Annotated in this window: 11 protein-coding genes; 5 read left to right on the plus strand and 6 right to left on the minus strand. The window is 46.1% G+C overall.

The features are described 5' to 3' along the window. Nucleotides 1-85 precede the first annotated feature (85 nt). The 3 genes from H9625_RS00975 to H9625_RS00985 all read left to right on the plus strand — a co-directional run bounded on the left by H9625_RS00975 (nt 86) and on the right by H9625_RS00985 (nt 3,289). Complete coding sequence (locus tag H9625_RS00975; protein ID WP_087247422.1) at nt 86-907, plus strand: glycogen/starch synthase; 822 nt, start codon at nt 86-88, stop codon at nt 905-907. A 30-nt stretch (nt 908-937) separates the two neighbouring features. Then, a complete protein-coding gene (locus H9625_RS00980) occupies nt 938-2,395 on the plus strand; it encodes a DUF4270 domain-containing protein (protein ID WP_087211325.1) in 1,458 nt (485 codons plus the stop codon). Nucleotides 2,396-2,509: 114 nt separating this feature from the next. Further along, the gene (locus H9625_RS00985) at nt 2,510-3,289 is read left to right on the plus strand and encodes a DnaJ domain-containing protein (RefSeq protein ID WP_087211322.1); all 780 of its coding nucleotides are present in this window, start codon (nt 2,510-2,512) and stop codon (nt 3,287-3,289) included. A 48-nt stretch (nt 3,290-3,337) separates the two neighbouring features. Here the strand turns inward: H9625_RS00985 and H9625_RS00990 are convergent, their stop codons facing one another. The 5 genes from H9625_RS00990 to pulA all read right to left on the minus strand — a co-directional run bounded on the left by H9625_RS00990 (nt 3,338) and on the right by pulA (nt 8,492). Next, entirely contained in the window at nt 3,338-4,468 is a 1,131-nt protein-coding gene (locus H9625_RS00990; RefSeq protein ID WP_022038944.1) for a glutathionylspermidine synthase family protein, read from the minus strand. A 12-nt stretch (nt 4,469-4,480) separates the two neighbouring features. Beyond that, a complete protein-coding gene (locus H9625_RS00995) occupies nt 4,481-4,834 on the minus strand; it encodes a hypothetical protein (protein ID WP_022038945.1) in 354 nt (117 codons plus the stop codon). Between the two features lie 46 nt (nt 4,835-4,880). Continuing rightward, nucleotides 4,881-5,918, minus strand: coding sequence for a DHH family phosphoesterase (locus H9625_RS01000; RefSeq protein WP_022038946.1), 1,038 nt, complete (start codon nt 5,916-5,918; stop codon nt 4,881-4,883). Nucleotides 5,919-5,992: 74 nt separating this feature from the next. Then, a complete protein-coding gene (locus H9625_RS01005) occupies nt 5,993-6,376 on the minus strand; it encodes a VOC family protein (protein WP_022038947.1) in 384 nt (127 codons plus the stop codon). 121 nt (nt 6,377-6,497) lie between these two features. After that, entirely contained in the window at nt 6,498-8,492 is a 1,995-nt protein-coding gene (pulA, locus tag H9625_RS01010; RefSeq protein ID WP_191762760.1) for a type I pullulanase, read from the minus strand. A gap of 409 nt (nt 8,493-8,901) precedes the next feature. Between pulA and H9625_RS01015 the strand changes: the two genes are divergently transcribed. Together H9625_RS01015 and H9625_RS01020 are read left to right on the plus strand one after the other, a co-directional pair. Then, nucleotides 8,902-11,574, plus strand: coding sequence for a 4-alpha-glucanotransferase (locus tag H9625_RS01015; RefSeq protein WP_022038949.1), 2,673 nt, complete (start codon nt 8,902-8,904; stop codon nt 11,572-11,574). Nucleotides 11,575-11,665: 91 nt separating this feature from the next. After that, nucleotides 11,666-13,027, plus strand: coding sequence for an MFS transporter (locus tag H9625_RS01020; protein ID WP_087211308.1), 1,362 nt, complete (start codon nt 11,666-11,668; stop codon nt 13,025-13,027). 171 nt (nt 13,028-13,198) lie between these two features. Here H9625_RS01020 and H9625_RS01025 read toward each other — a convergent pair whose 3' ends face one another. Continuing rightward, entirely contained in the window at nt 13,199-15,052 is a 1,854-nt protein-coding gene (locus tag H9625_RS01025; protein ID WP_317173057.1) for a ComEC/Rec2 family competence protein, read from the minus strand. Nucleotides 15,053-15,131: the final 79 nt, after the last annotated feature.

The raw sequence follows: 15,131 nt of genomic DNA on the forward strand, positions 1-15,131 counted from the left end.
TATAAGGTAAATAACGTGCACAAATTAACAAAGTGGTCTGATTTTTTTGTACCTTTGCACAACCTTTATGAGCAATAGTAGAAACATGAGTGCAAAAAAAGTATTATTCATTACACAAGAAATTACTCCTTACGTACCCGAAAGTGAACTATCGTTAATCGGTCAGAATCTTCCCCAAGCTATTCAAGACAAAGGCTGGGAAATCCGGACATTCATGCCCAAATGGGGCAATGTCAACGAACGGCGTAACCAACTGCATGAAGTCATACGCCTGTCCGGCATGAACATTATCATCGATGATACAGACCATCCTTTAATCATCAAAGTAGCTTCTATACAAGCTGCACGCCGCCAGGTCTATTTCATCGACAATGACGACTATTTCCAACACCGGCTGATGACAACCGATGAAGAAGGAAAAGAATATGAAGACAATGGCGAACGAGCCATCTTCTATGCCCGGGGTGTATTGGAAACCGTAAAAAAATTACGCTGGTGTCCCGACATCATCCATTGTCACGGATGGATGAGCGCCGTGGTTCCGCTCTTCATCAAAAAAGCATACTACGACGAGCCTTCCTTTAGAGATTCAAAAGTGGTATTCTCGGTGTACGACAACGGATTCCAGTCAAACCTGAACCCGGACTTCACCAAACAAGTAATCTACAGAGAAATCACTCCCGATGATGTTAAGATGGTACAAAATCCTGTCGATTATGAAGAGTTATGCAAACTTGCTATCACTTATTCGGACGGCGTAGTGCAAAACAGCGAAAAGGTAAACCCTGCCATCATGGATTACGCACGCAGCTTGAATCTTCCTACCATAGATTACCAAGCCGATGAAAATACGTATGCAGACGCCTGCGATGCACTCTATAAAAAGGTGCTTGGCGACGCCGAATAAGACGAACTTATAACAATTAATCAGAAAACAATGAAACTTAAGTTCTGGGCGGCAATAGGACTACTGACAGCCGCTACACTCTACAGCTGTGATGATGAAACAACGGGAATCGGACAATTTGTCGCTGATGAAGACTTTATCCTTGCCAAATCCGATTCATATACAGTATCTACAGAATCGTATTTGCTGGACTCGGTCTATTCCCGTTCAAATACAGCCTATCTGGGCAAGTTTACCGATGAAGGATATGGCACATTTACGTCCGACTTCCTCGTACAGATAAACTGTCCCGAAAACTTCCAGCTTCCCGACCGCCTGCAAAGCATCGACGAAGCAACGCTGGGACTTTACTACACCAGCTATTTCGGTGATTCTCTGGCTACCTTACGTGTACAGGTCGACACCCTTACCACAGCCATTCAAGACAACGGACTGGACAAGAACCTCTATTATACCAACCTGGATCCCACACGTTTCTATAACCCGCAGAGTCTTCCGTTAGCTACGAAAGATTATACAGCATACGACAAAACCGTCAGTGACTCACTTTACAACACCAGCGACTATTATCCGCATGTGTCCATTGACTTGGGAAAAGCATTCTGTGACAATTTCAAAAGCAAATACGACTATAGCGTAGAAGAAAACGGCGTTACCGTACATCCTTATTTCAAAGATGCAGAATCTTTTATCAACAACGTCTTGAAAGGATTTTATGTACACGTAACAAACGGTGAAGGTTCCGTCCTTTATATTTCAGATATTTACCTGCACCTGACGGTTTCTTATCTAGGCAGGAACTCGGCCGATACCGCCGACTCTTTATATACGGGCGTTGTGCCGATGACGGCAACAAAGGAAGTCTTCATGTCTACCCGTTTCCAAAACTCAGGACTGCAAAATCTGGTGGAAGACCCTACACGCACGTATCTGAAGACACCTGCCGGGCTATGCACCAAAGTAACACTTCCTCTGGAAACAATCTACGAAGATCACAAGAGCGATACATTGAATTCTATTTCACTCTCGTTCGAGAAAATGAGAGACCAGAGCAGCAGTCCATATAAAATGGGAACCCCGACCACCCTGCTGATGATAAGGGCAAAAGACATGAAAAGCTTCTTCGAAAACAACGAAGTAAATGACAATCGTACATCGTTCCTTTCCACATATAGCAGTACAAACAATGCTTACTCTTTCTCACAACTGAACCGGTTGATAGCGAATATCTTCAGCGAAATCAGACCGGAAATAGAAAAAGGTGAAACCGAATGGGAACAGTGGAAAGCCGATAACCCGGACTGGGACAAAGTATTACTGATACCAGTAAGTACGGAAACCGATGCCAATAGCAATGTCATTGGTGTAGACAATGACTTGAGCGTCAATTCGGCCATGCTGATAGGAGGAAAAGACCTCAACGAATCGACCGATGAAGACCAGAAAATTCAAATGAACATTATCTATACACAACCCCAACAAAAGTAATTTCCCGAAAACACACAAAGACGCAAAAAACACGGAGATGCATACACAAACAAACAATAAATGACTCTCTGTGCTTTTTGCGTCTTTTGCTTTCGGCATAAAAACAACACGACTATGAAATTAGGAAAATGGATTGGCGGCATCATGGGATTCATCGCCATGGGAGGACCGCTCGGAGCTTTGGCTGGATACGTGCTGGGCTCCCTATTTGACAAGGCGACCGAGGCTCAAAACTCTTTTGACACGACAAACGGTGATACACAAACCAATACCGGACAACGGAACAGCTTCTTATTCTCTATGCTTGTCATGGCCTCGTACATCATCCGCGCAGACGGAAGAATCATGCATAGCGAAATGGAATTCGTACGCCGCTTCCTGCGTACCAATTTCGGTGAAGAAGCTGTAAACGAAGGACAACAAATCCTACTTAACCTCTTCGAGGAGCAAAAACGGATGGACGCTACAAACCCGTATGCCTTCCGCAATACCATACACGAATGTGGCGCACAAATCGCTGCCAATCTCTCCTATGGAGAACGCCTGCAACTGCTGGACTTTCTGGTGAAGATTTCACAGAGCGACGGTAAAGTATGTGAAAAAGAAATTGAAGCCCTGAAAGAAGTGGCACAAGCCATGCAACTCTCAGAAAAGGAAGTAGAATCGATGTTAAACCTGGGAGGTGACTCGTTGGCCGATGCCTACAAGGTATTGGAAATCGACCCCTCGGCAACTGATGACGAAGTGCGTACCGCCTACCGCCGTCTTGCCTTGAAGCATCATCCCGACCGTGTAGCTACCCTTGGCGAAGACATTCGTAAAGCTGCCGAAGAAAAATTCCAGAACATCAATAATGCCAAGGAACGCATCTACAAGGCAAGAGGGATGAAATAACAATAATTAAGAAACAGTTTCTAATAAAGCCAACCAGAAGTTGGCCTATTAATTATTAACTATTACATGTGGCACGAACTCCGACAGGTTATCGGTTATCTCCATACGGTTTTCACGGATGCCGATACCTGCCGGCTCTCCACCCACAATCCACGAGCCGATTACCGGATAGCGCCCGCCATATACCGTAGGCCTTACATATCCCTGATAAACATACGCACCCTGATTATAATCACCCTCTGTCTCGCGAAGCAAAGGACGCTCCTCCCAGTTCCGTATCTCAACCACGCTTACATTATGCCCCTCGCGCGAAAAGACCGGTTTCTTACAATACACCCCCTCCTGGGGACGTGAAAGAAAACAAGGTAATACATAAGGCGAATCGGGAAACAACTCGAATATTTTTGTCAGAATGGCTTTGTTCGACATCACCAGTTTCCATATCGGCTCCAGCCATGTCAACGAAGCCAGACACCCGTCCGGACTTTCATCTGCCATCCACTCCCATGGGTATAACTTGAAGCAATGCTCAATGCGTTCCCCACTCGGGTCATAAAAACAACCGTCCTGCAAATCCATATCATTGATATCAAGCACACGGGTAGAATAGCCAGCCTCCATAGCCGTACTTGCCAAGTATTGCAGTGTCCCCGAATCTTCATGATTGTCGAGCACACCGGCAAAATGCAAGTTGCTTCCTGATGCGAAAATATCTTTCCACGACTGTACCAGACCTTCGTGAATGCCATTGTATTGGTCGCAATCCGGAAAAACATCTTCTTTCCATTGCCACTGGATCACGGAAGCCTCCAGCAACGAAGTAGGTGTATCAGCGTTGAATTCCAATATACGTGGTGTCCCCTTTTCATCCAGCATAAAGTCGAAACGTCCATATAAGCTCAGTTCATCCGCATTCCACGACTCCCGGATACGTTGACAAATCTCCGGCGGAAGCTGCAAGAAACGCTCCATCCATTCCGGTTCTTTTTCAATGATGTATCCTGCTGCCTCACAATACATACGATAAGCTTCTGCTGTAGCTTCCTCCAGCCGGCCGATTTCGTCCGATGTAAATTGGTAATAAGCCTCCTCACGCCAATAATCGCCGTGGAAATCAAATCCCAATGCTTCTATCTTTTCACGATAATCTGCCCGGGGGGTAACATATTTCCTTTCCATATAGCCTCATCTTTATGCATGAACACCCGAAGAACGGTGTGACGAACCGAACACACGGCCGCTCGATTTCGACTTGCTTCCAGCAGGAGAGCTTACTTTCACTCCCGAAGGTGCATTGACCCGCGTACCATTAGCGTCTGTCCACGAACCCGTGTTCGGATAATAATAATGTGTCGTTGTCAACCCGTTCATCGCCGAAGGCATTAATGCCCAGCGCATCAGCATCGCGTTGTATATCCAACTGTTGCCTTGGCTGTCACGATATTCTTCCTTGTCTTTCGGGTCTTCGGGCAATTCAGTCTTTTGGGTACATGCAGCAAGCGTCATCAGACACATTGCCGCCATCAGGTAATGCCGTTTGTTCATATAGCTGCTCTTATTTAATGTTATACGGTACAAATATAACACAAATTCAATTCTTCAGCAACAAATCTTCATATTTCACCAATGCCTGCTTGAAAAGTTGGACAGCATCTGCCATCGTGCCATAAAACTCACCACCGGAAGCATTCAGGTGTCCCCCTCCATTGAAAAACTCGGCCGCCACCTTATTACAAGGGAAATTCCCTACCGAACGGAGCGAAATCTTAATCATATCTTTTTCAGTATCCTCACGGAGGAAAGCCGAAAAACAAATATTCTTTATCTGTAACGGAATATTGACGAATCCTTCCGTATCCCCCTTCACATAATGAAATTTGCCCTGCTCGCCCTTGGTCAGTGTTATCAGGGCAGAACGGAACTGAGGAAACACCTGCATCTTGTCATACAGCACATAACCCATCAGCCGCAAGCGGTCTTCAGAATAAGTGTTGAACACCTTGCGGTAGATTTCATCCTTATCAATGCCTTTCGAAAGCAACTCGCTGATGATAAAATAGATTTCCTGATTATTTGAATTGTATGTGAAACCGCCCGTGTCGGTCATCATCCCCGTGTAGATACATTCGGCACATTCCTTGGTAATGTCTTCAAAACAGCCCATCCGGCAAATCAGGCGGAACACCAGTTCAGAAGTAGAAGAGATTTCGGGATGTGAAATGACAATTTGGCAAAAGGTCTCCGGATTCAAATGATGGTCTATCAGAATTTTCTTCCCTTGCGCTGCCGCCACCGGACTTGCTAATGCATCAATACGCGAAAGAGCATTGAAATCCAGACAACAAACCACATCCGCTTCGGCAACCAACTTGTCGGCAAATTCAGCATATTTATCATAACGGAGTACGTCCTTGGCTCCCGGCATCCATCTCAGAAAATCCGGAAATGCATTCGGCACAATGACCCGAACCTCCTTCCCTTGTGTCTCCAGAAAATGAAGCAATCCCAGTGAAGAACCGATAGCATCCCCATCGGGCGACACATGGGAAACAATCACTATTTTTTCAGCAGCCTCGAAACACTTGGCTACCTTATCGATATTGGCTTGAAGAATGATTTTAGATAACATACCTATATTATTTGAAATTGAGGGTACAAAGATAGGGATAAATTGAAAATATCAGGATTCCCCAAGCCAAAAATTCATTCGGTTATCTCAATCAGATTGCCTTCCGGTCCCTCAATACAACTCTCATAATAGCCGTCACCTGTAATACGCGGACCGCTTACCACCCGATAACCATTGTCATAAAGAAGTCCGGTCAACCGATCTACCTCCGATTGGCTACCCACAGCGAAAGACAAATGAATGTACCCGGTGCGGAACATATCTTTCGCCTCATCTTTCATATCGGGACGAGACATGATTTCCAGCCTTGCCCCATCACCAAACGACAAGATATACGTACGTAACCCTGTCCGCGGATTATGATACATCTCATTGGAAACCGCCCCGAAGAAGCGGACAAAAAACGCCTTCACTTCTTCCAATTCATTAACATACAAAGCAATATGGTCTATTTTCATCATACAAATCCTTATATAAAGAAATACTGTTTTATCAAGCTGAAAATCCCCTCAGAGTATTTTACTTTTAGAAAAGGCTGGCTCTTCTTTATGAGTCAGCCTTTCCTAAAATAAAACATTATCAACGATGCAGAATCAACGCCGAACGTGCGCCCACACTCACCTTTCCTCCTTGCAACGTGCCCAATCCGGCATCCGGAGCAATCCGTCCGTCACGGCATACTACCTGCCAAACGCCTGCCGGCAATTCTACAGACGTAGCATGGTCGCGCGCATTCAGTATCACCGTTATATCCGTCCACGCATCTCCATTAGGCTGTCCTTTCAAGCGGAACGCAACCACATTATCTTCAGTTGCAGGTAAGAACTCCAGATATTTACGTACCGAATCGGCATCCCCCATACGGAAAGCCGGATGAGCACGCCGCATTGCGATAAGTCCGCTTACATAATCGAACAAGTCCCGGTTTTGTTTTTTAAGTTCCCAATGAATGGCATTGATTTCATCCGGACTATTGAATGAATTATGAACACCCTGCTTGTCGCGCATCACTTCATCGCCCGCAAAGATAAACGGCACGCCTTGAGAAGTCAATACAGCTGTCAATGCCAACTTATGCAAATCTTTACGCACATTTACCGAAGCCTGTGGCATAGTAGCCTTCAGCCTGTCTGCCAAGCACATATCATCGTGACAACTTACATAACTGATAAATTGTGTAGGCTGTAATGCCCAGAATTTAGGCACTTTATGAGCCCCTTCGCCATTGACTTGCGGATGCTCGATACCGCCTGCAATACCGAAACGAATACCAGCCTCATGCCCTTTCAATCCGGCAAGGAAAGCACCTTGGGCATCATTGCCGAAAGGTCCGCGCAGGCTATCACGGAACTCATCGCTAAATGCGGCGATGCGGGACAAGCGGTCAATATTGTTTTTCATCGCCAACGAATCCATCGGCAATTGAGGCGCACCTGCAGCCCAACCTTCTCCATATATATAAATAGTAGGGTCTATTTCGTCTACAGCTTTACGAATGGCACGCATGGTTTCCAAATCGTGAATGCCCATCAGGTCGAAGCGGAAACCATCGACATGATATTCGTTCACCCAGTATTTCACACTTTCCACCATATATTTACGCACCATGGCACGCTCAGACGCTGTCTCATTACCACACCCCGAAGCATTGGCAAAGTTCCCTTCCGGTGTCTGACGATAAAAATAACCGGGAACGGTACGCTCGAAATTGCTCCCTTCGGTCACTGCCGTATGATTATACACCACATCCATCACCACACGGATACCTGCCTGATGCAGCGCCATCACCATTTGTTTAAATTCACGGATACGAACCTCCGGAGCATACGGGTCGGTCGAATAAGAACCATCTGGCACATTATAATTCTTCGGGTCATATCCCCAATTGTACTGAGGAGTATCCAGCTTCGTTTCATCCACTGATGAATAATCAAACGAAGGCAAAATATGAACATGTGTTACACCCAGCTCTTTCAGATGGTCGATGCCTGTTTTCTGCCCGCGAGCCGTTTTTGTCCCATTCTCCGTCAGAGCCAAAAACTTGCCTCGGTGGTCGATTCCCGATAAAGAATCGATGGAAAAATCCCGGTGATGCATCTCATAAAGAACTATGTCGGCAAAGCTTTTCAGTTCGGGACGCACGTCTTTGTCCCAACCTTCAGGGTCAGTCGCATTCAGATCGATGACAGCAGCCCGGTCTCCATTCACGCCAACTGCCTTCGCCCATACTCCCGGCGTATCGCCCAACCATACCCCTTTTACCTTTACATCGAACGTATAAAACTGACCGTCCAAGTCTTCAGATACCTCGGCACGCCATAAACCATTTTCGGCTGCCTTCATCGCCACCGTACGCGTAGGCTGCCCTCCCTGACCTTCCGCATACAGCTTCAGGTTCACTTCTTCTGCTGTAGGCGCCCACAGTGCAAACCGGGTTTCCTGCGGTGAATAAACCATCTCTTCCCAGTCACCTTTCACGACCGGATAATCAGCAAACGATTCATAATCGTTTTTTACGAACTGGCAACCCATAGCCGCCAATACCGGCAAAATCAGCAAGTGTCTTAACCTCATGGATTATTTTTATTAAGTTAGATAATGAATTTGTAGCTAAAGATACACCTTTTCATTACATGAGAAAAACCGATAGAAAAAATATAGAACTTTAACGTAGTTTTATCAAGTTGATTATTAGGCATTTTCATCATTCCGCATGAGGTATTTATAGAAGCATTCACTTTTATTTCATACCGGTTTTCTCCCGATACAAACAAAAAAAACCACTAAAACTTACCTTGCTAAAACAGGAAAAGCAACTACAGCTTTTTTATATTTTTATTATCCAAAATCGCGTCTACAAATATCTGAGACCGCTATTTCCACTTAATTTAATTTATATTTTCATTATTCGAAGGGTGGTTTCCGTCCAGTCTCCCTATCTTTGTGAGATAATTCTTAAATCACTCTAATACCAAGATAACGTATGACAATTATTTTTCGAATTCAGTATCACACGAACTGGGGTGAAAACCTCCGCGTTCTTATAGACGAAAAGACCACTGTAGAACTGACCACTGTAGACGGTTATTGTTGGCAAGGACAAACCGATTACCTGCCCGATACACCCGTCCCACTCGTCACTTACCGTTATGAAGTATGGCAAGACAACTGCCGCATCCGACGTGAATGGGGTATCCTGCCACACATTTTATATATAACCGACACACAAGAACGTCATTATCTGGTGCAAGATACGTGGCGAGACCTGCCTGCCGCTTCTTATCGGTTCAGTTCTGCATTTTGTGGTGAAAATGTTTCACAACGCATCGAAACACTCCCGACACCCGGAAACGATACAGCCATCGTCATCCGTGCCTTATGCCCGTCGAATGGGAAAAGCACGCGCATATTAGGCATCACCGGTAACTGCAAGACATTAGGCAACTGGGGCGAAACAGCTCCCCTCCGCATGCACGAAGTAAAGCCTAATGAATGGCAAGTAGCAATAGATGCTACCATATTGCCCCCTGACTTCACATATAAGTATGTCACCCTCTCTCCTGAAGACGGTAGCATAACCGAATGGGAAGCACACGAAAACCGCAGTATCACACCTCCGTCGCTTCAGCCTGGTGAGACCTATGTCACTCCCGAAGAAGAAGTATTCTTCGCCAGCGAAAGCTACAAGATAGCCGGATGTGCCATTCCTGTATTCTCGCTCCGCTCTGAAGGCAGCTATGGCGTGGGCGACTTTGGTGACCTGAAAAGTTTCATCCGCTGGGCTGCACACACACACCAGCGTGCCGTACAGGTTCTCCCCATCAACGACACGACAATGACCGGTACATGGACCGACTCGTATCCATACAGTAGCATTTCCATCTATGCTTTCCATCCGATGTATGTCGATTTACGGCAACTTCCAGCCTTGAATGACCAGGCATCTGCCATCACATTCGAACAGAAGCGCAACGAACTGAACGCTTTGCCACAAGTAGACTACGAAGCTGTGAACCAGTGGAAACGAGCTTACCTAAAAGCTATTTTCCAACAGGAACAAGATACAGTACTTAACTCGAACGGATTCTGCGAATTCTATCGTGAGAACGCCGAATGGCTACGCCCGTATGCAGCATTCTGTTACCTGCGCGACAAGTTCCAGACACCTGACTTCCACCAATGGCAAGACTACAGCACTTACCATCCGGAAACAGCCGAACAACTGTGCACACCTGACAACGAAGCCTATCCCGAAACCATGTTCCACTGCTACGTGCAGTACCTGCTTCATGTCCAACTGCTGGATGCCTGCAACTACGGACGTAAACTAGGCGTCATCGTCAAAGGCGACATCCCCATCGGTATCAGCCGCACCAGCGTAGAAGCATGGGTAGAACCTTATTATTTCAACATGAACGGACAGGCCGGTGCACCGCCCGATGCGTTTTCTACCAAAGGACAAAACTGGGGCATGCCAACCTATAATTGGAAGGTAATGGAAAAAGACAATTACCAGTGGTGGCAACGCCGTTTCCGTAAAATGGCAAATTACTTCACCGCTTACCGCATCGACCATATCCTGGGTTTCTTCCGCATTTGGGAAATTCCTATCCACTCTGTTCATGGACTGCTGGGACAGTTCGTTCCATCGCTCCCGATGAGCGTGGAAGAGATAGAAAGTTACGGACTGCATTTCCAGAAAGATTTCATGACCCGTCCTTTCATCAACGACCACATGCTGGACGAAATGTTCGGAACACGCAGTCAGGAAGTGCGCGACACCTTTGTGCGCCATGAACACCACGACATCTACTCGATGCGCCCCGAATTTGACACCCAACGGAAAATAGAAGCATACTTTGCCGGACGCACAGACACCGAAAGTATCAACCTGAAAGAAGGACTGTATGCACTGGTAAGCAATGTTCTGTTCATCCCCGACCGTGACAACTCCACAATGTACCATCCACGCATTGCTGTGCAGAACGATTACATCTACCGCCAACTGACCGGACAGGAACAGGATGCTTTCAACCGATTGTATAATGATTATTATTACCGCCGCCACAATGAATTCTGGTATCACGAGGCAATGAAAAAGCTACCAATACTCACACAAGCCACTTCGATGCTGGTATGCGGCGAAGACTTGGGAATGGTGCCCGACTGCGTACCCTGGGTAATGGAACAACTGCAAATCCTTTCGCTGGAAATCCAACGCATGCCGAAAAACCCGCAAGATGAGTTCGGACACGTACACTCCTATCCGTTCCGCTCGGTATGTACCATTGGTACACATGACATGTCTACCTTCCGGGGTTGGTGGGAAGAAGACCGAAACGTAGCTGCCAGATTCTTCTATCACGAACTGGGACACTGGGGAGATTTGCCAGAACATGCTCCGGGATGGCTGTGCGAGGATGTTGTGCGCCGTCACCTATACAGCCCATCAATGCTCTGCATCCTGACATGGCAGGACTGGCTGGCAATGGATGAACAATTGCGCAACCCCGATGTAACCATCGAACGCATCAACGTGCCCGCCAACCCGAAACACTACTGGCGTTGGCGTATGCATCTCACACTGGAAAATCTGATTAAACAAGATGCCTTCAATGACAAAGTACGCCGGATGATAGACGAAAGCGGAAGATAAAAATAATTACGCGACTGCACGGACGATTGTAGTTCGTCCGTGCAGTCGCGTGCTATTCGAAACAATAAGATTATAAAAACACTCATAAACCATGAAAGAAATACCTAACCTTAGTTTCTGGAAACTGTGGAACATCAGTTTCGGCTTTTTCGGCGTACAGATAGCCTACGCCCTGCAAAGCGCCAACATAAGCCGCATCTTCTCCACGCTGGGTGCCGACCCTCACAGCCTGAGTTACTTCTGGATACTACCTCCCCTAATGGGAATCATCGTACAGCCGCTCATCGGAGTGTTCAGCGACCGTACATGGTGCCGTTTCGGCAGGCGCATCCCTTATTTGTTTATCGGAGCCATCATCGCCGTATTGGTAATGTGTATGCTACCCAATGCCGGGAGCTTCGGTATGACCGTATCGGCAGCTATGGTTTTCGGCCTGTTCTCACTGATGTTGCTCGACACCTCCATCAACATCGCCATGCAACCGTTCAAAATGATGGTAGGTGACATGGTGAACGAGAAACAAAAGGGACTTGCCTATTCCATACAAAGTTTCCTCTGCAATGCCGGAAGCCTTGCAGGCTACCTCTTTCCCTTTATTTTCGCTACTCTTGGCATCAGCAATATCGCTCCCAAAGGTGTTATCCCCGACTCGGTCATCTACTCATTCTACGTAGGCGCCACCATCTTAATCCTATGTGTTATCTACACCACCGTGAAAGTGAAAGAATATCCACCGCAACTCTATGCCGAATACCATGGCATTGCCACTAGCGGAGAAGAAGAAAAAACAAATGTGTTCCGCCTGCTGGTCAAAGCACCGAAAGCTTTCTGGACGGTAGGGCTGGTACAGTTCTTCTGCTGGGCAGCATTCATGTTCATGTGGACATACACTAACGGAACGGTAGCCGCCAACGTATTCGACACACCTTCTGTCGAAATCGTGAAAGACGGAATAACCTCGCTGGTACTCGATACACAATCGAAACAATACCAAAATGCAGGCGACTGGGTGGGTATTTTATTTGCCGTACAGGCCATCGGTTCGGTTATATGGGCGGTAATCCTGCCTTCTTTCAAGAGCCGCAAGCTAGTTTATTCCTTGAGTCTGGTACTGGGAGGCATCGGCTTTGTGTCTACCTTCTTCATCCACGACCAATACCTGCTGTTTGTTGCATTCCTGCTGATAGGTTGCGCTTGGGCTGCCATGCTGGCTCTTCCGTTCACCATCCTGACCAACTCACTATCGGGCGGCCACATGGGAACATATTTGGGACTTTTCAATGGAACCATCTGCATCCCACAAATTGTAGCAGCCGCTACAGGAGGACAAATACTTCATTTATTCACCCGTGAAGGCAATGTTCCTCCCGAAGTAAATATGCTGGTACTGGCTGGCATATTGCTCTTTGCCGGTGCTTGCTGTGTGGGATTCATCAAAGAAAAGAAAGCGTGAACAAAAGATAGAATTCATAGCAAGACGCAGCCGGTTGCGGAAGCCCGCGGATATAGGTGCGTCGGCAAACTCATATAAGTCCATCCGCTGTAAGATTAATAATCTTCAGGCTGTAAGATTATTAATCTTACAAGCGGAAGATTATTAATCTTACACCAGACGAAGTTATCTTCACTTTATCAACACAGCATACGAACCCTTTTCTGTCATATCCACACAAGCTATCCCTAATGATTCACATTCGTCCCTCAATCGTTTTTTATACGATTCATTCAATGCATTATCAAACACAACCTTCCTCAACTGGAAAAGAGCAGTCAAATCCTCCATATCTCCTTTAAATCCTTTACATATATAAATATAGTCAAGCGGAAGCCGTTCCGTTACTTCTTTGTCTTTCCAGCGTGCATCATTAGCCAGTGCTACCCGTAATGTTTTTATTTGACAGATACCATTCTTTGCAAATAATTGCACGACATTGCGCTCGCGCTTTGTATAGATGCCAGAACGAGAAAAATAAAGATAATCCTCTGTCGGAGCCAGACGGTCAACAAGAAATGTAACCATTAAAACATCCAAACAACACAAAACAGCAATCAGTTTCCGGGCAGACCTACGGGAAACATACAATAAAGCTGCCACTATACACAAAGCCAACAGCCACGCCTGCAACGGAGAAAAATAAACAGACGTAATTTGAGACCCAGACAACCCCTGTACCCACTCCATTATCCCATTCAATACTTGCACTGACAAAGACAATCCTTTCACCAGCCAAGATATCGCTCCGCATACCAAACAGATTAGCGTCAATGCTAAAATAACAACAGATAAAGGAGTCACAACCAGATTGGCAAGTAAAAAATAAGTAGGAAATGTACCGAAATAACACAAGATAAAAGGAAGTGTCCCCAGCTGGGCTGCAAACGATATTGCCAAAGATTGCCAAAGATAATTGAGTACCCACCAACGACTATGCAACAGCCTTTCCACCAACGGATAAATAACCAGCAAAGACAATACAGCCACAAAAGACAACTGAAAACTGACATCAAACAGATACATCGGCTGATAAAGCAACATCAAAAAAGCAGCCAACGAAACGGATGAGACACCTGCGAACCTACTTTCTGTAAATACGGCAGCCACCACACACAAAGTATACATGACCACCGCACGAATCACCGAAGGACTTAAACCTGAAAGAAAAGCAAAGCTCCATAAAAAAATTACAATCAAAATACTTAAGAGCCATTTTCCACCACGCACATATCGCAAAGGATAAAGTATCCACGACACAATGAAAGCCAATAGAACAATATGCATTCCAGACAATGCCAATATGTGACTGGTTCCTGCAGCCGTATACGAATCTTTCAGTTCTTGTGTCAACTCGCTCTTATCCCCTACCGTAAGTGCCGAAACCACAGCAAGAACTTCTCCTTCCAACCCCCACGACTGGAAAATACGAACAATCTGCTCACGATAAAGCAGAGCACGCTGCCGGAAAGAAAGTCTTGTATGGCTCTTCAGTTTCTGCCAGTCTCCGGCAAAGGCTACCGCAGTACCTGCGATACCTTGACGCTCCAGATACAATCCATAATCAAAACCGGAAAGTTCAACATCCGAAACCGGACGACTGATACGTGAACGAAAGACCAAACGATCACCGCATGACAATACACCTTGAATAGAATCCGGCATCCAGTATAACACAATTTTCCGGTCCACAGCCTGCCAGCACTGTGCCGAATCGACTTTCATACATTCTACTTGCACCACTGCCTGCATGGTTTTCGGCTTATGATGAGGAACATCCATGATTGTACCGATGTAAACAACCGGTTTTTTTACCCATGCATAACGAATCGCCTCCCGCTCTGATAAAAACAAGACTGCCCCTAATAAAGCGACATTCACATAAACCACTATCCCGAAAAGCATCCGCCACCGGTAAACTTTCAAAGGATAGCATGCCAAAGCAATTACAAAAGTACATCCCCATGCTATCTCCAGCTCTGACACACATGTGATTTCCGAAAAGAAAAATCCGGAAACAAAAATTCCGGTTGCCAAAGCAAGAGTCAACCGGAACAACGGGTAA

Source organism: Phocaeicola intestinalis, assembly GCF_014837065.1.
Lineage (GTDB): Bacteria > Bacteroidota > Bacteroidia > Bacteroidales > Bacteroidaceae > Phocaeicola > Phocaeicola intestinalis.

Excerpts from the sequence above, each read along its gene's own strand:
- H9625_RS01000 (WP_022038946.1), bottom strand. The coding sequence starts at position 5,918 with ATGTTATCTAAAATCATTCTTCAAGCCAATATCGATAAGGTAGCCAAG.
- H9625_RS00980 (WP_087211325.1), top strand. The coding sequence starts at position 938 with ATGAAACTTAAGTTCTGGGCGGCAATAGGACTACTGACAGCCGCTACA.
- H9625_RS00985 (WP_087211322.1), top strand. The coding sequence starts at position 2,510 with ATGAAATTAGGAAAATGGATTGGCGGCATCATGGGATTCATCGCCATG.
- H9625_RS00995 (WP_022038945.1), bottom strand. The coding sequence starts at position 4,834 with ATGAACAAACGGCATTACCTGATGGCGGCAATGTGTCTGATGACGCTT.
- H9625_RS01015 (WP_022038949.1), top strand. The coding sequence starts at position 8,902 with ATGACAATTATTTTTCGAATTCAGTATCACACGAACTGGGGTGAAAAC.
- pulA (WP_191762760.1), bottom strand. The coding sequence starts at position 8,492 with ATGAGGTTAAGACACTTGCTGATTTTGCCGGTATTGGCGGCTATGGGT.
- H9625_RS00990 (WP_022038944.1), bottom strand. The coding sequence starts at position 4,468 with ATGGAAAGGAAATATGTTACCCCCCGGGCAGATTATCGTGAAAAGATA.
- H9625_RS01005 (WP_022038947.1), bottom strand. The coding sequence starts at position 6,376 with ATGAAAATAGACCATATTGCTTTGTATGTTAATGAATTGGAAGAAGTG.
- H9625_RS00975 (WP_087247422.1), top strand. The coding sequence starts at position 86 with ATGAGTGCAAAAAAAGTATTATTCATTACACAAGAAATTACTCCTTAC.
- H9625_RS01020 (WP_087211308.1), top strand. The coding sequence starts at position 11,666 with ATGAAAGAAATACCTAACCTTAGTTTCTGGAAACTGTGGAACATCAGT.